This window comes from Clostridium sp. X, from assembly GCF_055755365.1.
This window is the reverse complement of the sequence record NZ_CM146912.1, coordinates 2,116,880-2,136,841: the sequence shown is the minus strand read 5'-3', so window position 1 is coordinate 2,136,841 and position 19,962 is coordinate 2,116,880. Positions and strand designations below refer to the sequence as shown.

Here is a 19,962-nt window from a genome sequence, read left to right as displayed (position 1 = left end):
TATGTCAGTGAAGGAAGTTAGAACAAGATTTGCCCCAAGTCCAACTGGGTATATGCACGTTGGTAACCTTAGAACAGCACTTTATACTTATTTAATAGCTAAACATGATAATGGGAAGTTTATATTAAGAATTGAAGATACAGATCAAGATAGATACGTTGAAGGAGCTGTAGATGTTATATTTAAAACTTTAGAGATGACTGGACTCGCACACGACGAAGGCCCAGATGTAGGTGGTCCTGTAGGTCCTTATGTTCAAAGCGAAAGACGTGGAACATATCTTCAATATGCAGAGGAATTAGTAGCAAAAGATGAAGCCTATTATTGCTTCTGTGATAAAGAAAGACTTGACTCTATAAAAGATAATTCTGAAGACTCTAGTCAAAAAGTATTTAAATATGATGGATTTTGCAAAAATCTTTCTAGATCAGAAATAGATTCAAAACTATCTTCTGGGATATCTTATGTCATAAGACAAAAAAATCTTACTGAAGGAGTAACTACTTTCTTAGATGAAATTTACGGAGAAATTTCTGTAGATAACTCTGAACTTGAAGATATGGTACTTATAAAATCTGATGGTCTTCCAACATACAATTTTGCTAATGTTATAGATGATCACTTAATGGGAATTACTCATGTAGTTAGAGGAAATGAATATTTATCTTCTGCCCCAAAGTACAATCGATTATATAATGCTTTTGGATGGGATATTCCAACATATGTACACTGTCCTCCAATAATGAAAGATGCTCACAATAAATTAAGTAAAAGAAATGGAGATGCTTCTTTCCAAGATTTACTCCAAAAAGGATATCTTAAAGAAGCAGTAGTAAACTTCATTGCTCTTCTTGGATGGAACCCAGGAACAGAACAAGAAATTTTCTCATTAGAGGAACTTGTTGAACAATTTAATTATAGAAATATCCATAAAGCACCATCAATATTTGATACCGTGAAATTAAAATGGATGAATAGCGAATATATTAAAAAACTATCACCTGAGGCATTCCATGCTCTTGCAATGCCATACTACGAAGATGTATTTAATAAAGAAGAGCTTGTAAGACTACAACTTATAAAGATTAGTGAACTTTTACAATCACGAACTGAAGTTTTAACTGACATTCCAAGTTTTCTAGGCTTCTTTAAAGAACTACCAGAGTATGATATAGAATTATATACTCATAAAAAAATGAAAACTAACTCTGAAAATTCTTTAGTGACTCTTGAAAGGGCCTTACCTGTTCTTGAAACCTTAGAAGATTGGACATTCAATTCACTTCATGACACTATTTTTGCTTTAATTGCAGAAATGGAAGTTAAAAATGGAATTGTTTTATGGCCATTAAGAACTGCTCTATCAGGTCAACCTTCTTCTCCAGGGGGAGCTTTTGAACTTGCAGAAATTCTTGGAAAAGAAGAATCTTTAAAAAGAATTATAATCGGAATAGAAAAGCTTAAAAACCTTTAGAAAGCTTAGGGTGTATCTGCACCCTAAGCTTTTATTTCTTAAGTTAATATATAGTTATAAAAGACTTCTAAGTTTCAAGAGGAGTAACTACTCCCCCTGAACCTAGAAGTCTTTTTATATTCTTAAGATTTGAAAGTCATTTTGTATTATTTTAGAATAAACCTGCCTTAAACGTCTTAACAAGTATCATAGCTACTAATCCACACGCTACTGCGTAAGTTATACAAATCTTCATATTGTTTTTGATTACTTTACCTTCTTTACCTACAAGTCCAACTGTAGTTAAAACAGAAACCACGTTGTGAACGCATATCATGTTTCCAGCTGCTCCACCTATTGCTTGTAAAGCTAGTGTAGATATTACTGGTATTCCAACTTGTTGAGCTGCGCCAAATTGAAGTCCACCAAACATGATGTCTGATACTGTGTTACTTCCAGATACGAATGCACCTAGTACACCAACTATCGGAGCAACTACATACCAGCCAACTCCAACTAATGAAGCTGCAGTTTTAGCTATAACTATAAGCATTCCATCTGTCTTTAAAGCTGCTCCAGAATTCATCATGATATAAGTCATACCTAAAGCAAAGAATAATGCTATAGCTGCTGATTTTATTTGTTTACTTGTGTCAATCCAAGCTTGACGAGCTTCTTTTCCATCTAATCCATGCATAATTGGAATAAGTAATGCAACTAGCATGAATGGAATAATTCCTGGGTTATATAAAGGTGTGATACTTCTGCTTATTGATGTTCCAAGGATGTTAGTCCAACCTATGCTCCAAGCTTTAAGTAATGGGGTAACTCCTAACCATTTTAAACGTCCGATTAATAATAATATACCTACTAATATATATGGTGCCCATGCTTTTCCTGCACTAAGTTGTTTAGCATCAGCTGGTCTAGTACTTCCTGCTTTAACTGAACCTTCCCAGTCTTCTTCCCATTGATCATGAGGTTTGAAATCCCAATTGTCTTTAGGAATAAACATTCCTTTTCTAACAGCAGTTACAAATATTGGGATAGCTATTAATGCTCCTAATAATGCTGGAAGTTCAGGTCCTACGAAATTTGATATTAATACTTCTGGAATTGTAAATATTAGTCCTCCAAATAAAGCTAACGGTAATACTTCTAATCCCTTTTTAATACTCTTATCAACTAGTAATGTCATAGTACAAACCATCGCAAGTGGAATAAATGTACCTACTGCGAAATGTAGTAACCCTGCAAATCCACCTATTTCAAATAAGAACTTTGTAAGATCTCCAGTATATCCGGCTGGAGCTAACAGGTTTTCTAAGTTTGAAAATCCTCCAACGATAGGAGTTCCAACAGCACCGAATGAAACTGGAGCACTGTTACCTATTAATGCAACCATTGCTGCTACTAATGGTGGGAATCCTAAACCAACTAATAGTGGAGCTGCTACCGCAGCAGGTGTACCGAATCCAGCTGCACCTTCAAAGAATGCACCCATTAAGAATCCTATTAAGATAACTTGTACTCTTCTATCTTTGGAAACAGATGCCATAGAATTTGCTATACCATCTACGCCTCCACTTACTTTCATAATTTGAAGTATTAGTAATGCTCCAAATACTATGAATATTATATCTACAGTGTTTATAGCTCCACTTATAGTAGCTGCTGCTATCCATTTACCTGGCATTTTCCAAAATGATGCTGCTACTATTGCTGCTGCTACGAAACCTACTGGCATTGCTTTTGTAGATGGCCAGTTTAAAGCTATCATTAATGTTCCAACAATTAATATAGGTATTAAGGCTATTAGTGCTAACATTATTTTACTCCCCCTCAAAATTTTTCATGATAAAACAGAAAATAAGGACTATTTAAACCTTTACATAAAATTTTATAATCCCCCCCTTTGGATTAATAAATAGGACATATGTAAGATTAATATTTATGAATAAATCCAATTTTAAAACTTTAGCTTTCGCTACAACTTTGATCTTACAATCCTATAACAGTAGTTTACCAGTATATTCTGAAAATTTCTACAATTGTTATTTATTTAACATGAGTTTTTTTCAATTATATCCATTTTATGGCTTCACTGATGGATTGTCCTTTTATAATTTATTTAAACCTTTACATTGGCTTGAGAAGCGACGTTAAAATTTTATCAATCTTTTTTTGACATAAAACGAGTTCCTAAATATTAACAAAATTATGTTAATATTCAGGAACTCACTAACTCCAATGAAAATAGAACAAAAGTACTAATTCTTATTTGTTGCTGCTACTAAATTTTCATTTATTAACTCCATATGCTTTCTCATATATTCTGCAGATTCATTTGGATTATGCTCTTTAAGGGCATTCCATATTTGTTCATGTTGAAAATCAGTAGCCTCTTTAAGTTTGTTATTAATTATTATCTTTCTTGCGTCCTTTATAAAAGAATCCATAAGCGTAGAAATTGAATTTAATATATTAACTATTAGAAAATTTCTAGATGCTTGAGCTATTTTATAATGAAACATTTTATCATATCGTACTCTCTCTTCTTCATTTTCTGACACTCTCATTTTATCTAGTAAATCTGATATGTCATTTAACTCTTCATCTGTTATTTGTTTTGCTGCCAGTGCAGCTGTTTCTATCTCCATAACTTTTCTAAGTTCAAATATTTCATTTACCTTACATTCATTTAACATAAACATAATAGAAAGTGGCTCAAATAAGTTATCTTGAAAAGAGTCCCTTATAAAATTCCCTTCACCTTGCCTAGATTCAATTAACCCTACTATCTGAAGAGACTTTATTGCTTCTCTAATAGATGCTCTACTTATACCTAATTGTTCAGATAAATCCCTCTCAGAAGGAAGCTTATCTCCTTTTTTTAGAATTCCATTCTGTATCATAGTTTTTATTTCAACTATAACATCCTCATATACCTTTGTGTTTTTTATAGGAGTAAACACTTTATCCTTCTCCTTTCCTATACTGCAACTAACCACACTTCGACACTTTACTTATTATATAATCATTTATAAAGATTGGTCAATACAATTACTGTCTTTAAATGACTACTTAATTATAATTCTTTTTATATTTAATTGCATTTCCTTCTTGTAAGTCTAATCCATTAATATTATTCAAAAGAACCTCTGTATCTACTTTGTAATTGTGACTTACTTTAGCACCAATAAACCCTATAGATAACATATTCTTATTATTGCTAAGTTTTAATCTCTTAAAAGCAGGATTAAATAAATCATTTTGCAAAACAGATTCTGTTTTTGCTACTGAATTCTCATTATAATAATACATCAGCTTTTTATTCTCTATGTAAATGTAGTGATAGCCTTGGACAAAAGTTGAGATAGGTACCTCTACTATCTCAAGCTCAGAAGCATTTCTAACTTCTTTAATAATATAATCAGTGGATAAACGGAGGTCAGACTGCAATTGGTATTGTTTATCCACCTTTAAATACATATTATTTCTAAATAAATACATTGAAAATGCAACTGTACCTATAACCCCCATAAGGGCCATCACAATCAATAATTCTATCAAGGTAATTCCTTTATTATTTAGCTTCAATCTGATTCCCTCCAAGAACAGCTATTTATTATGGCTTAAAAACCTTTGTCGCCGTTGTATTCCTATGATTATCATAACTTTCTTCTACTTCAATAATCCAGCCTGGTACATTTATCTCTGCTAATCCATCAAACTTTATACTCAATGTCCTTCCTGATTTGGTTACACCTTCTTCAATATTCTCTCCTGCTAAGATTTTTTCTAATATCCTTTGATTGGAATATTGAGCTTTAGTTCTACTACCTGACCGATAAATTTGAATAAATGATGAGGTTAACACGGGTATAAAAGAAATACTGATAATGCCTAGAATGGCCATTCCAATCAATATCTCAATTAAAGTAAGTCCTTTCTGATTTCTTAGTGCATTTTTCATATAGACTTCTACCTTCTTTCAAAGATTCATATCATAATAATACAGATCACCAATAGTCATTTATAATGTTTAAAAACTACTTCCATGGATTATTGATATACTTTACTTCTATTGAAGCATCTTCTCCAAAAACCTCACCTGGAAATGTATCTATATCTGGTTCAACAAATTCTATGCTCATACCTCCCCCACTGGCAAAAAAGGATTTCGCTATCAAAGCCCCTTTTATTTTTCCGCTACCACTTACATTTACATAGGAGTTTGGGGCATAAAATATCCTTGAATAAGCACTGGCATCTCCAGAAATATCCACACTTGTGCCATTGGTTATAATATGTCCTGTTATACCTCCACTACCTCCAATCTTAATGTTAGCAGTATTTACAAAGATATTGCCAACATAGCTGGTACTACCTTCAAAATCAATAGCCTCAGATCCTGCATAATAAACCATTACTCTTTCAAATTCTCCACCTTTATTGATATTGCTGCTACCACTGAGCTTAAAACTATTCTCTACGTAAAAGATTAGTTTACCATTTTCACCCGTATTTCTAAGCACTATGTTCCCTTGAGATATATCTAAGTTCTTAACTCTAATAATTCTCTCTCCACCACCCAAATCAAAGGTTATAGTACGATCACTAGTGGCTTGTATAGTATTATATTTCCCATTTGTATTAATCAAATAATATCCTCCTGGAATCCAAGGTGTTGTAAAATTAGGATTGTTAGGTACTGGTAAGTATTCAGGAAAACTCGGAAAAACTGGCATAGGATAGTTCCTACTAGATGCCAAATTATTAATACCTTCAGGTATATTCTCTAAAGGAGATGGACGATTAGTTTGAATGACTTCATTTATATTAGCTCCTGGACCGATTGATAGGGTTCCGTTTGTAATACCCGTACTCCAAGCTAATTGTATAGAGTTTTTTCCCGTAGTATTTGACCCTATGGAGCCTTTTATTTTGACACTACCCTCCAGTTTAATTACAGGATTTCCTTCATTCCCATTTCCCACTGTGAATAGAGCTGTGTCAATAATTGGTACTGTCCTACCTTTTATATTTTCAATTCCAAGAGTAACCGTCACCTTATCTGAAATGCCTTTGTAAATTCCTATAGAAGTAATCTCAAGATTACTACCTATTTTTTGGGTTTTTATTTGAATGCTACCTTCCTTTAGAAATTCTCTATCTTCATCTTCTTTTATTTTAACTTGAGTGCTTGTTTTTCCATTAAGAAGGTCATCAATCAAAACCTGTCTTTCAGTTATAGTAAGACCCTCTGGATTATAAATCAGATAGGACGCTAGGGTTTCTGCTCCTGATCGTGCCAAGTAATAAGCCTGCATTTTATTTTCTTGACGCTGGGCATGATTAAAATCAGCGCGAAACAAGGTAATTGCAGAAATAGAGAAAATCCCTAATATAGCCAAGGATATTAAGACCATCATAAAAACACTACCCTTTTGATTATTGAGAATTTTTTTATGCATTTTCTTTATGTATCCTTTCTCTATGAAATTTGATAAATGAATTTTCACTATACATTAATAGTATAACCTATGGATTACTTATATATATCATCACCATACTGTGGACCATTCTTGTTACACAAAAAAACAGACATTAGTGTAAAACTTAATGTCTGTTTTTTAAATTATCCCCACAAGATACCATGCTATAATTTTTTCTCCCCATAGAATACTTATAAGTGCTCCCATAGTTATGTAAGGTCCAAAAGGAATATAATCTTTTCTTGTTTTCTTTTTAGTAAGTATTAATGTTACTCCTATAATGCCACCTAATATTACTGATAGAAATAAAGTTAGTATGGTAAGCCTAATTCCTAAATAAATTCCGCATAATGCACAGATTTCTGCATCTCCCCAGCCCATACCACCTGTTAATATAATAATTGTGGTTATAAAGCCTCCACCTATTATTGCAGCTATTATATAAGTACCTATAGGTTCACCATTATATAGATTTAATATTAAAAATAGTACTCCAATTATAAATCCACTAAGGGTTGTCTTAAGATAAACATCTGTGGTGTTTAAATCTATAAGTCCTATAACTATTAAATATGATGCTAGTATTAGATATTTAACTAAATCAAGACTAATATCATACTTGTAATACAAACCTACAAATATAAGCCCTGTAAAAAACTCTATTAAAGGATATTTTATTGATATCTTCTCTCCACAATATCTACACTTCCCTCTCAAAAATATATAGCTTATAACTGGTATTAAATCATATGCTTTTATTCTGTTTGTACAGTTTGCACAATGAGAAGGCGGATATGAAATTGATTCATCTCTTGGTATTCTATATATGCAGACGTTTAGGAAACTTCCTATTAGGAGTCCTAGGGTAAAAATTATCAATGTCATTATAATTCTCCAATCAATCTATTAATTTATAACCCCAAAGATAAATATATCTCTGGGGTTATAGATTACTATTACTTATTATATTATTGTAACTTCGGCATTTTTTCAATAATTAACTTTAATAAATTAGCTTCACCTAAGTTATTAATATATGAATTTATATTAATAACCTGATCTTTCTGTCCTTGTGCAACAATAGTATAAACTATAAGATATTTCTTTCCTTTACTTAGTTTAAAACTATCAGTATTTGTTAAAATCATATTAGTATTTTTAACAGAATTTATTGTTACACTATCTTCTGGCACAGCATTATTTATTTCCTCATTAGCTTTAAGCTCATACTTTTTAAATACTATATTTCCTGTTTTATAGTGATCATCAATATTAATCTTTATTGATGACTGTGAGTTGTTTACTTCTACAAGCATTGCTAATGTAATAGGAAACCCTTGTACAACTGTAATATCTTTATTTAAATCTTCTTTACTTTTAATATAACTACTACTACTATTGTTTCTTAAAAATATGCCTTGCTTTAGTATTGAACTTCTATCTCCATCTGCTCCAAAGCTTAAATCATCAAAGTGAAGTTGTCTTTGTGCATCATCTATATCTTTATATGTGAGAGTAGCATCTTCACCGCTTAACAAGTATTCTTTGTTTTCATCTATTCTGGCATATACTGAGAAAACTATAGGATTGGCTACATAGTTATCTCCAACTCTTGTATAGGTTATATTATCCTGAAGATTAATATTTATCTTCTGTCCATTTACTACTGTACTATCATTCTTCTTTAATGGAATTAGTCCACTAGGTAGTACATCTTCATAACTAAAGTTACTTACTGTACTAGTGTAAGTTTCTGGTATATTAGCACTTCCTTCTTGAAAAACTGAATAAACACTAAAAGGTTGTGGAGTAATGGTGGCTTTAATTTCAACTTCATTGCCTACAATTAAATCCGTACTATTAAGTTCTCTAATTAAAGTCAATTCAGCCTTTTGTTCAACTACAAAGGAACCATATATACCTTCTCTACTTACATTTTGTATATTTCCGCTAGAATCCTTCTCTCCAGTTCTATAAACAACATAGTATCTACCAGCTTCAGTTGGAATTTTAACTCCAGCACTACCTGCAAATAGAGTAGTACCATATTCCCCTGGGGTAAGATTTTTTGATGGGTAGAACCAGGATGACGGTATATCTATCCTAGTTGAACTATTATTACTGTATTGTAGTCTAAAATCTGCCCAACCACCCCAATTAAAATATTCTAAATAAATTGGATAGTATTTGTCAGCTTTTAAATTAAATACTTTATTAGTTGTTCCCCATGTTGATCCTTGAGGTTTAAACATATCCACAAAACTATTTGATACTCCATCTATAGTTATATATCCTCTACAACCATCATCTGAGTAGGCACCAAAGGAGTAATTTCCATCACTTGGTACTTTTATATATCCCCAGAATTTAGAAGCCTCTTTATAATTTCCACCAATGTTCATATTCTGTAAAAATATTGAGTTAGTAATCCACCTTTGATTAACTGTTATGGTTTGGTTATTTAGATTTTTAACAGTATAAGGAACTATACTCTCCCATTGACCATACTGTGTAGAATTACTTGAAGTGTTGGCTGCCTTATACGCCGTTGCTGCATATGGATATTTAAACACCTGCTCTAGATCACTCCAATTAGTAGTATCTGTTAGAGTTGGCATATGATTAACATCATACCCTCTCCAATTTAAATATCCTTGCTTATCTGTTACAACATCATTATTGACTCCATTTTGTTGTTGTAAATCTAAATTGCTCCATCCTGTAATATCATTTACATTTAAACTACTTGGTTCACCATTGTATTTTATAATCTTATACTGTAGTAAGTCATCTGTTCCTTCACTCTTAAGATTTATATCAACATAAGCTTCCCCTTGAAGTTTAATTTCAGGATCTAGTAATTTATTTACTCTTAGAAAAGTATCTTCATTAGTTATATTATATTCATCTCTAATTCCAGAAGCATCACGAATCTTTATATTAACCTCTGGTTTATTACTATCAAGCTCTTTTTCAGAAACATCTGATATATTTTCTGCATTATCTACAGTTCTTGCTTTAATTACAACATTATTTGTATTTGATACTGTAAATTGTGCATTATACGGTGTCCACTCTGTACTAGTACTTCCATTTTCTACTATACTATACTGAGTTTTCTCTACTCCTGAGAGCAGGTCAGTTCCTGGAACTATAGTTACTTTATGATTAGCTGCATCCCAAGTTATGCTCGGGCTTGTTGGAGGAGTCATATCTATCTTAACTATCTTCTTTGAAAGTTGTGAAATGTTCTCCTGATTATCAATAGTCCTTGCACTAATAGTAGTTTCTCCTTCACTATTTACATGGAATGGTTCACTATACGTTGTCCAGTCTTGTTCTGCTAATCCAGTTAATTTATATTCAGTTCTATTTACTCCTGACTCTGAATCATTTCCTGGAGTTATAGTAACTTGAACTGGCTCCTTTGACCATGCTGTATTAGCAGTTATACTTGGAGTTGTTGGAGGTGTACTATCCTTTAATTCTATAATTCTTTTATCAAAATATTTAGTTTCCTCATAACCAGATACAGACATCTTTGCAAAGGATGAATTTGTTGTCCCTCCTAATATACCATCACCATAGTCTTTAGCCTTGTAGCTTATGGAGAAATTTATAGGACTTGCTACAAATTCTGTTTTAGCTGCATTTAAATTGTATTCAATATCAACTTTGCCTATAACTTTATTTCCTTCAACTTTTAAACCATAGGGAAGTGAAGATGGATTTTGCACTTCTAAGTTTTCATTAAAGGTTTCCTGAAAATCTATTGTTCCATGAATTTTTGATAAAATACTATTTGCAAATCCATCGTACAAACTTTGTAGCGTTTGAGTGTCATTTGCAGAATAATATTTTCCCTTTTTTATAAAGCTATTATTACTGTCGTAATAACCACCAGCAACATCTACAATTTCTGCGTTATTTCCATCAGCTCCTGATCCAAAGCCTATCATTGTAAAACTTTTAATCTTATCGTCATCTTTCAACATATTACTTACTACATATTTTGCATAGTCTAATGAATGAACATCAGTACCATTTTGATTTCCTTGATATGCTATATAATCCGAAAAGTTATATCCGTCATATTTTTCACTATAATTAATATAATTAGTATTTATTGTTGAACCCAAATAATCATCTTGATACATCTTATTCTTAAATATACCATTTTTATCTCTACTATACGCAGTTGGTACTCCGTCTGTCATCAGAATTATATATTTGTCTTTTGTAGATGTATCTTTATCTAACATAGCCTTTGCAGTTCTAATTCCATCTCCTATATTAGTCCCTCCACCAGCTCTAAGGCTATCAATTTTATTATTTAATGTATCAATGTTTGATGCTGCTGGTAAAATGTCACTAACTTTAACTCCATAATCAAAATACTCTACAATTCCAATTTTTATATTATTAGAACTTTTAAACTTATCAATAAAGTTAGTAGCAACATTCTTAACTATACTAAGTCTAGACTTTTCACCCAAATATGGCTCTCTATTTGCATTTGTAACCCATGTCATACTTCTCGAAGTATCTATAACCAGCACTATATTCTTTTGAGTATTATCCTTTACAACTGGCATAGCCTTTGGTGTCATAGTATAATTTGCAGTAAATGATTCTCCAACCCTAACACTATCATCACTAATACTTCTATGAACATCTAGATAATCTCCATTTTGATTTATTGGTTGTACAGTTTTTTCTGGTAAATATTTTATTTGAGTGTTATTTAATACAGTAACTTTTCCAAAGGAAGAATTTCCTCCTGACCCTAAAATACTTATTACATTCTCTTTAACTCTATATTTTACTGTTACTGTAATGGGTCTTGCTTCATACTGAGTCTTACTTCCGTTTAAAGTGTATTCTATTGGAAAATTACCCACTAATGTATTACTATTTACACTAAAACCTGATGGTAAATTAGCCACCTCTAAATTTCCATTAAAAGTCTCTTCAATTAATCCTGTTCCATAAACTGTTGATTGAATTTTCTTTTGAATCTGGTCATATACATTACTTACAGCGGTCTCACTTACAGCTTGTTGATAAACTCCATCTGCTGCTTCAGCTATTTGTTTATTATTATAGTTTGCCTCACTACCAAAACCTACAATAAAAGATTTAATTTCTAAAGAAGCTATTTTTTCACTAGCAACTTTCTTTGCATATTCAAGGCCCTTAGGATCTGTATTACTTTTACAGTCATATTTTACATTAGTTCCTGAGGACATGTAATAGCTTTTGTCATTATTAATTGAATAAGTGTTGGCATATCCGTCTGTCATTAAAACAATATACTTTTCATGTCCATTATCCTCATTTAATAAATAGTAAGCTACTCTTAGTCCATCTCCTATATTTGTATTACTATCTGTTCTTAAATTACTAATAGCAGAAGTAATTGTATTTGCATTACTATAATTTCCAACATTCAGTAAATTAGTGTTTACTTTGGCAGTCTTATTATAATCAACTAAAGCAATATTCACTTTGCTATCTCCTTTAAACTTGTTAACAAAATTACTTGCAACACTTTTTATTATTTGAAGTCTAGATTTTTCATTCTGAAAATATGGCTTCCTATTTAGACTTAAAATGTAGTCCATGCTAGTAGATGTATCTATTACAAGTACAATATCTTTTTCAGTTGTATTCTTCTGAACTAAAATAGGCTTAGGTGTTATTGTATATTTAGCATCAAAGGTATCTCCCTTTTTAGCACTCTCAATATTTAAATTTCTATTTATATCTAGCAAGTCTCCTTGTATTACATTTTCTGTGGTATCTATTGTTCCTACCCCTTTTATTAGTCCTATATTTACATCTGTCTTAGTAGGCTGAATTATTTCTGTTATACCAACTTTAGGATCTATCTTAGTTAACCGTGGATTGACACCATTGCCATTTCCGCTACCCAGATTCGTAAACTCATAACCATTTGGTAATCTTATTTTTATTTTGTAGTTAGATGTCATAAGTTCACTAAAATAATATTGTCCAGTAGGAGAGGTTGTTGCAGATTTAACGGGATTAATCATATCATTAGCATTAAATAACTCTACTTTTACACCTGGAATACGGTACTCATGCTTATTTCCTAACTCCCATTTTCCATTGCCATTTGCATCATACCATATAGTTCCACTTATAAATCCAGTACTGGCATAAGCAGGAATATAAGTGAATAAGTTAAATATTACGCTTAATATCATAAAAATGCTTGTAAATTTTAGTTTATTTCTTTTCAAAATAACTCCCCCCTTTACTTTAATCATTTTTATTTCTAAAATAAACTTCGCTGTTAACCTCCTTTTCTCCTCTAATATTTCCTTGAATCTTTCCCAATTTTATTTTTATACTAATACTTTTACTCGCTATGTAATTCTCATTAGATTTAATACTAACTTCTTCTACATTTTCAAATATTCTCTCTGATTTAACTTCATTTTCAGATAAGATATTATCATTATCTAAGTCCTTTGTTTTTTCCCCTTTTCCATATAAAAGCTTATTACCATACAACTGAAAAATATAGTGTTCATTTGTCCCATCAATTGACCCAAAAACAATCTTATTTATATTTTTTTCAGTACTAACTTCTGATATTTCATTATTTGTTATATCAATTCTATTCTCTTCTACTAACAATATCCCATTTGATCCCATAGCCTTTTGAACTATTAAATTAATAGCACTTTCCCCTTCGCTTTGAAGGTCTATTTCTATACTTGTTTTATTTATTATTCTAAAATTGCTAAAGAAAAATGTTGAAATGGCCGTTGCTACTATTCCCATGATTCCGAAGGCTATAAGCAATTCTATAAGAGTAAATCCTCTTTTTTTTAGTATATTCATTTTGTAAACACACCTTTACAAAATTTATTTTAAAATCTTCCAATTTTTTCTTTTAATAATTTTGTTTTTCACTAGGTCTGTACCTACAATATTATTTTTACCCATCTCATCATAGGTAACTATTATATTGGGATCCACTGAAGTAAATATTTCATAATTTTCGGCAACAAGTCTTTTTACTAGTTTTGAATCGTAAGAAATATTTTTTTCATCACTGCCTAAAAATATTATGTTACCTTTAGTTATTATTGTTCCACTAAAGTTTAATTCGCCACTTAGATAAACATCTCCTACTGTAACTATAATCCCTTTAAAATTATTATTTACTACATTATAAACCTTATCTGCACCAGTTGTATTACCATTCCTACCTATAAATGCATAATTAGTATTACTTCCATCTAATACTACAATTTCTTCACTTTCACTAATATTACTATTAACTGGCGACTTTGTTTTTCCTATTAAAATATTATAATTTACAAGACTTGTAACATCTCTTCGTACTTCTGTTTCATTAAAAACCTCATTATCCCCTGGGGTAGTATCACCCATATAAAACATATTTCTTTTTAATTCTCTAGTCTTTTCTTTTATTATACCTTCATCTGGAGTTATTTGACTTTCTACTATCTGTCCATTATTAATTACTGCCCCAGCACTAGCAATTATATTACCAGCAATATTCACTCCACTTGTTCTAAGTCTATCTGAATCCTCCGTATTACCCTTAAATTCATCATTATATGCTTCAAAGTATTTACTTTTATCTGGTGCTAATAGTGGTGTACCATCTAAAAATTGTGATACTACGGATAATGGCTCCCTATATTCAAATATAACATTATCACTTTTAAGAGATTTTCCTCTGCTAATAGCACTGTCAATGGTAAGCCCTCTTGTATATGCTTTATAATTTCCTTTAATTGAAATTGATTCTCCTGTTTGATACTCTGGATTAGTATTAATATATGCTGTTCCTTGTATAATTACATTTCCAGCAATGTTTAGAGATGATCCACCTATTTCTTCAATATCATCTGAATTTATTACCACTGAGCTAGAATGATCATTTCCTAACAAGCTTGTGTCACCTATTTCATCTGGTCCATCATAAAGACCATAAAATCCTCCAGTTATATTGATTTTAGAATTATTTGCATTAAGTTCTAAGTCATCTCTTAAATATAAGGCTGCCTCTGAATTTGTAATATTAAAATTTGAACCCCTTGCATCATAGTCATCATTATTATATATAATAACATTATTTGCATAGATGTTTTCATTAGAAGTAAATAAGCTATTCTGTGCTTTAAGATTTATATTTTGACGGGTAGCTAATTTCTTTTGTAAAGTTACACTTGAATTATTGCCAATCAAATTAACTCCGCCTTCATTTGTACCTTTAACATATACCTCTCCATTAATTGTAACCTTTGCTGCATCAACATTCATATCTCCGTCAGCTGCTATAGCTTTTTCCCATACTACATTTTTAGGAAATTTAATATTCTTCATATAATACACATCGCTATATTCTGGTACTTCTAACGCATATTCCATCTCTATAGCTTTTCTAATACCCTCTCTTGAATCTAAAAACTCTGATTTAACTTTTACTTCGTAAGGAATATTATTTCCTACGTCCATAGAAAAAGGTGTATTATTTAAAAGAGTTACTTCAGGTTTGTTACTCTCACCACTTAAGGCAAATTTGTATCTAGCAGTATCTGTTAATGCTATAGTTAAATTTTGTTCAACTATTTCACCATCTACACTAGATTTTCCATTATTTATATATTTCTTATAATAGTATTGAAACTGTTGATTTTGATAATCCTTTAACCTACTCTCGTTAATACTAGCAGATACTTGTCCATTATCATCTAAAAATAATTGTGCTACATCAAGTACTACTAAGGGAATACCTGAAGGGTTTGTTGTTTCATTTAAATTATTTAAAATACTTTGACTACCTTCTAATTCATAGAAATCTGGATATGTAATAAAAAGATTTGAAATTTTATCTATTTTAGCTTTCTCTAGATCTATTGCTGCCACCTGTTCATTTGCATAATTAATTCCTTTATCAATGATACTTCCAATAATACCATATACCTCATCTATCCCAGCCTCAGCCGCATATAAATTTACCTTTGAAGTACTATTTATAATTCTCGATTTATAAGTTGTTACCGCAAGGCTACTTAAGGATAATCCTAACATACTTATTATTCCCATTAGTACTATTACCAAAACTAGTGAAGAACCTTTTTTAACTTTTTTCTCCATAAAATCATTCCTTATTAATAAACTGTCTTGTAGGACTCATTTACCACTTTTTCATCATTTTTTTCAACTTCAATTCTTATTTTATATAATCTTGATTTTGGAATACTAGATGTATTATTATATATATTTTCATATTTAACTATATTTCCACCTTCATTTATTACCTTACATTGAACATCTTCTGTAAGCTTATCAGATTTTACAAAATAAAAAATTAGCTGTCCTGAGCATTCATTCTTAGCATTAATAACTAGAGGATTAGTTAAATCATCCCTATTTACATCTATTCTTATATATATATTCTCATTATTAGCTTTTGTTTTGTTAATGGGTGTTTTAGTGTATCCATTGATTTCATATGTAATTTGATTTTGATTAGTAATTTCATCATATTTTCTGTTATTAATAGTAATTTGCATACCTAAGTCTGAAGTTATACTATGACTATTTATTTGCCCATTATTATCATAAATATTAACTAATTCTCCTTCTTCTGGTAATTTAAATTTATAGTCAAAGGTATTACTATCAACCCCACTATAAGATTCATGGGGTAAATAGTAATCTTCCTCTTTATTTATACTATAGCTTATACTATATCCATTTTCTGAGGATGGATATCCATAACTCGGAAATGTTTCTTCTTCATCTATTATTTTATCTAGCTTTATACTATCATCAGCTTTTATCTTTTCCATATACTTCTGAGCAATATTAGTGGCCTCTTGTTTTATTTTAGCGTTATTAGTCATTCTAAAAGTACCTATAACTAAGTTAGATAGAGGTATTACTACTATGGATAATATGCCTATGGATATAATAAGCTCTAGTAATGTAAATCCTTTTTTCTTCCTTTTTATATTTATAAGGGCTTTATTCATAACATCTCCCCATTGCTAATTACTTTTAACAGTTATATCTCCCTTTGCTTTTGTTATGTTAACTCTAGCTCTTGTTTTATCATCATCTTCAACAATAACTTGTAAACTTTTATTAGTATTATTATATATCTTTATACTAACTCCATTTACATCTTTATCCGAAACTCTAGCTCTTGAAAATACTTTAAATAGCATATTGTCTCCCGTAAAAGTAAATGGGGTACCATCACCTTCAAATCCCTTAGGATAAAATTCTTTGCTTGTTTTATATTTATAATAGTATTTTCCAGCTTTTTCAGTTACGTAAAACTCTACATTTTCTATGCCTTCATTATCTGCATAAATGTATGAGCTCTTATCCACTGTCCTTCCAAGTATTACAGTAGGTAGGTCAGAGGTAATAGGTCTAACACTTATTGCAAAATCACTTTTCTTTTCTTCTGTAACCGTTGTAATTTTACCTGGAGCATTGTCCTTAAATATATTTGTCTTTCCATAATCCCCTTCAAATCGCCATTTATTGTAATCAATATCCTCTTCTATTAGTTTAGGTACTGCATAAAAGCTTAAAAGCATATTAGCACTAATGCTCTCCTCTTCTGCAGTAAAATTAATATTATTAATTACAATTCTTTTATAAAATCCTTTTACCTCATCAACAAATTTTATTACCTCATCATAACTACCCTTAACACTTAGAGTTATAGTAAGTTTTTTAACTTCAGGATTTGTTTTTTCTTTAGCTTCTGGGTTATTTGTAGAAGCTGCTTTATTAGTATCTGTATTATTAGTACCTGTTGTATTATCTGTATCAATATTTTTAGCCTCAGTATACTTTCCAGCTTCAATATATTTATACTTTTCAACAAGTTTTTCTATTGAATTTATCTTATCACTTGTGGACTCCTTCTTTTGAAGGGTCTCATCACTTGTATCTGAAATAGCAATAGAATTACACTGAACATTTGATTCATTAATCATATTATCTAAGATTACTAAGATTTTTTCTTCAATTATAGAAGGTAAGAAATCTTTTGCAACTTCTAAAATTTTAGCATTTTCTATTTTAATATTCTTTTCTATCTTTTGATTTAATAATTTATCATTTTCAAATGCAACTATTTTACTTTTATTGTCATCGTGAATTTTAGTTAATTCCTGAATTTTAGCTGCTTGCTTTACATAAATAAAGTTATAATACGCACCTATAATCATAATAATCAGTAAAATAATTATTAAAATCTTTTCTCTATTACTTACTTTTAAATTAATTTTCATTCTTCGCTTCCTCCTTCAATTTAAAACTTATATTAAAATTGAAAGAAAAATTAGCTGAATCCTCTTCATTAGAGTTAATAGTTGAAACATGTACCTCATCAAAAATCCCAAGTTCCTTAAGATTATACTGAAGTTCTCCAATACTTACTCTTGTTGAGGAAGTTCCATTCATAACAATTACTCTATCTGCAATGTTCATACTCTTAAAGGATATGCTTTCTGGCACTACATTTGATATCTTCTTTATAAGCTCAGTATTGATATAATCCTCACTTACAACTACATCATTTAATGAAGTAACTGCTGAGTGATACTGGTTTAGTACTTCTAATTTTTGTTCTCCTCTAGTTTTTTGTTCATAGGCTTTAGCAAACTCTGAGGAATTTATCACTTGCTTCTCTTCATAAATACTATTTTCTAAACCTCTTATTTTGAAAATATTTACAAGATACATTACTACCATTGCACCTACTATAATAACTGTTATAATTCCTACATATATAAATTTCAAATCATTAGTCTTTTTCTGTTCTGAAATGGATTCAAAAAAATTATAGTCTCTCATTCTCTCACCTACTTAATCCTTATAATAGCACCTATTGCATTTAAATATCTTTCAAGACCCATATCACTTTCAAAATCTATTGTTGTTATATTTCCCATAGTTTCTATCTTCTCTACTGGAATTTGTAGCATATTCTCTAAATAAGTATCTATACCTTTTATATTGCTACTTCCCCCATAGATATAGATTTTACTAATAATAGCTTGTCTATTTTTAGTTCTGTAATAATCAATCATTCTATTAAATTCATTCTGCCATCTGTTTACAACAAGCTTTACTGAGTCATTTACAACATCCTTTTCTAAATTTAGAAACTCATCATTTACTACTAAATTACATTCTTTAATCTTTTTATCTTCAGCCTCTAGTGTATCTATCCCTAATTGACTTGCTATATTACCATCAATAAAACTTCCTCCCCCTTGTATAATTCTAGTGAATTCTAGAATCCCCTGGAAAATAATATTAAGTTCTATTTGATCATAGCCCATATCTATTACTGCAACAGTATCATTGATACTATAATTTTCATCATTAATTTCGATATTATCTGTACTAAATAATTTATTAATACAATTAGAACTAATATCAAGTGCCTTAGGTGTTAACTTCAATTCATTAGCTAAATCCCAATATCCCTTTGCCATTTCCTTAGGATATACTACAGCACCTACTCTACATTTTTTAATTTGTCCATCCTCAAACTCATTTAACTTTTTAAACTTAATTATGTACTCCTCAAAATCTAAAGGTAAATATTGCTTTATTTCATATTGGACTAAAGTCTCCATTTCTTTATCTTTAACCAGTGGTATTTCAATTATTCTAGAAATTATTGAGGTGCCTTTAGAGCTAAATACCACCTGTTTAGCTTTAGAATCTATTTCCTTTAATGTCTCACCAATAACCTCTTTAAGGGTAATCATATTAATAATAGTACCATCTCTAAAAGACCCTTCCGGAGTATCAATAGTTATAGCCTTATCTATGACAACCTTCTTTCCCTTTACACTTCCACTAACTAACTTTATATTCTTACTTCCAATATCTATGGATAGTATTTTATTGTTTAAGTTTAACATTTGTACACCTCCCTATTTAAAAGTAACTCAATGCACTTAG

The 19,962-nt window shown here is 30.5% G+C and carries 14 protein-coding genes; 1 reads left to right on the top strand and 13 read right to left on the bottom strand.

Features of this window, described 5'->3' with window-relative positions; all coding sequences use genetic code 11:
• The first annotated feature begins 1 nt into the window (after position 1).
• Positions 2 to 1,474 carry a glutamate--tRNA ligase gene (gltX, locus tag ACX0KU_RS10715; protein WP_472989893.1) on the top strand — a complete coding sequence of 491 codons (1,473 nt, stop codon included), beginning with the start codon at positions 2 to 4 and terminating at the stop codon, positions 1,472 to 1,474.
• Between the two features lie 151 nt (positions 1,475 to 1,625).
• On the opposite strand, the gene ACX0KU_RS10710 is transcribed toward gltX, so the two are convergent.
• From ACX0KU_RS10710 to pilM, 13 genes are all read right to left on the bottom strand, one after another.
• Positions 1,626 to 3,281: an L-lactate permease gene (locus ACX0KU_RS10710; protein WP_472989892.1), complete on the bottom strand. Its 1,656-nt coding sequence runs from the start codon at positions 3,279 to 3,281 to the stop codon at positions 1,626 to 1,628.
• 442 nt (positions 3,282 to 3,723) lie between these two features.
• Entirely contained in the window at positions 3,724 to 4,428 is a 705-nt protein-coding gene (locus tag ACX0KU_RS10705; protein WP_472989891.1) for a FadR/GntR family transcriptional regulator, read from the bottom strand.
• A 109-nt stretch (positions 4,429 to 4,537) separates the two neighbouring features.
• Positions 4,538 to 5,053 (bottom strand): PilW family protein, encoded by a 516-nt coding sequence (locus ACX0KU_RS10700; protein WP_472989890.1) that lies wholly within the window; start codon positions 5,051 to 5,053, stop codon positions 4,538 to 4,540.
• A 28-nt stretch (positions 5,054 to 5,081) separates the two neighbouring features.
• A complete protein-coding gene (locus tag ACX0KU_RS10695; protein WP_472989889.1) occupies positions 5,082 to 5,429 on the bottom strand; it encodes a PulJ/GspJ family protein in 348 nt (115 codons plus the stop codon).
• Positions 5,430 to 5,505: 76 nt separating this feature from the next.
• Positions 5,506 to 6,888 (bottom strand): DUF7305 domain-containing protein, encoded by a 1,383-nt coding sequence (locus ACX0KU_RS10690; RefSeq protein WP_472989888.1) that lies wholly within the window; start codon positions 6,886 to 6,888, stop codon positions 5,506 to 5,508.
• 201 nt (positions 6,889 to 7,089) lie between these two features.
• The gene (locus ACX0KU_RS10685; RefSeq protein ID WP_472989887.1) at positions 7,090 to 7,836 is read right to left on the bottom strand and encodes a prepilin peptidase; all 747 of its coding nucleotides are present in this window, start codon (positions 7,834 to 7,836) and stop codon (positions 7,090 to 7,092) included.
• 83 nt (positions 7,837 to 7,919) lie between these two features.
• Positions 7,920 to 13,217 carry a VWA domain-containing protein gene (locus tag ACX0KU_RS10680; protein ID WP_472989886.1) on the bottom strand — a complete coding sequence of 1,766 codons (5,298 nt, stop codon included), beginning with the start codon at positions 13,215 to 13,217 and terminating at the stop codon, positions 7,920 to 7,922.
• Positions 13,218 to 13,236: 19 nt separating this feature from the next.
• Positions 13,237 to 13,824, bottom strand: coding sequence for a PilW family protein (locus ACX0KU_RS10675; protein WP_472989885.1), 588 nt, complete (start codon positions 13,822 to 13,824; stop codon positions 13,237 to 13,239).
• Between the two features lie 24 nt (positions 13,825 to 13,848).
• On the bottom strand, positions 13,849 to 16,116 hold the full coding sequence (locus ACX0KU_RS10670) for a hypothetical protein (RefSeq protein WP_472989884.1): 2,268 nt from the start codon (positions 16,114 to 16,116) through the stop codon (positions 13,849 to 13,851).
• A gap of 14 nt (positions 16,117 to 16,130) precedes the next feature.
• The gene (locus ACX0KU_RS10665) at positions 16,131 to 16,997 is read right to left on the bottom strand and encodes a type IV pilus modification PilV family protein (RefSeq protein WP_472989883.1); all 867 of its coding nucleotides are present in this window, start codon (positions 16,995 to 16,997) and stop codon (positions 16,131 to 16,133) included.
• Between the two features lie 15 nt (positions 16,998 to 17,012).
• Positions 17,013 to 18,275, bottom strand: coding sequence for a hypothetical protein (locus ACX0KU_RS10660; protein WP_472989882.1), 1,263 nt, complete (start codon positions 18,273 to 18,275; stop codon positions 17,013 to 17,015).
• Entirely contained in the window at positions 18,265 to 18,840 is a 576-nt protein-coding gene (locus tag ACX0KU_RS10655; RefSeq protein WP_472989881.1) for a PilN domain-containing protein, read from the bottom strand. Before ACX0KU_RS10655 ends, ACX0KU_RS10660 begins: the two co-directional genes overlap by 11 nt.
• 8 nt (positions 18,841 to 18,848) lie before the next feature.
• Positions 18,849 to 19,922, bottom strand: a complete 1,074-nt coding sequence (pilM, locus tag ACX0KU_RS10650; RefSeq protein ID WP_472989880.1) for a pilus assembly protein PilM — start codon at positions 19,920 to 19,922, stop codon at positions 18,849 to 18,851.
• Positions 19,923 to 19,962 lie beyond the last annotated feature (40 nt).

What these genes read in the sequence shown, in the direction of transcription:
- gltX (WP_472989893.1), top strand. Translation starts at nt 2, where the DNA reads ATGTCAGTGAAGGAAGTTAGAACAAGATTTGCCCCAAGTCCAACTGGG.
- ACX0KU_RS10710 (WP_472989892.1), bottom strand. Translation starts at nt 3,281, where the DNA reads ATGTTAGCACTAATAGCCTTAATACCTATATTAATTGTTGGAACATTA.
- pilM (WP_472989880.1), bottom strand. Translation starts at nt 19,922, where the DNA reads ATGTTAAACTTAAACAATAAAATACTATCCATAGATATTGGAAGTAAG.
- ACX0KU_RS10670 (WP_472989884.1), bottom strand. Translation starts at nt 16,116, where the DNA reads ATGGAGAAAAAAGTTAAAAAAGGTTCTTCACTAGTTTTGGTAATAGTA.
- ACX0KU_RS10675 (WP_472989885.1), bottom strand. Translation starts at nt 13,824, where the DNA reads ATGAATATACTAAAAAAAAGAGGATTTACTCTTATAGAATTGCTTATA.
- ACX0KU_RS10685 (WP_472989887.1), bottom strand. Translation starts at nt 7,836, where the DNA reads ATGACATTGATAATTTTTACCCTAGGACTCCTAATAGGAAGTTTCCTA.
- ACX0KU_RS10655 (WP_472989881.1), bottom strand. Translation starts at nt 18,840, where the DNA reads ATGAGAGACTATAATTTTTTTGAATCCATTTCAGAACAGAAAAAGACT.
- ACX0KU_RS10690 (WP_472989888.1), bottom strand. Translation starts at nt 6,888, where the DNA reads ATGATGGTCTTAATATCCTTGGCTATATTAGGGATTTTCTCTATTTCT.
- ACX0KU_RS10695 (WP_472989889.1), bottom strand. Translation starts at nt 5,429, where the DNA reads ATGAAAAATGCACTAAGAAATCAGAAAGGACTTACTTTAATTGAGATA.
- ACX0KU_RS10660 (WP_472989882.1), bottom strand. Translation starts at nt 18,275, where the DNA reads ATGAAAATTAATTTAAAAGTAAGTAATAGAGAAAAGATTTTAATAATT.
- ACX0KU_RS10665 (WP_472989883.1), bottom strand. Translation starts at nt 16,997, where the DNA reads ATGAATAAAGCCCTTATAAATATAAAAAGGAAGAAAAAAGGATTTACA.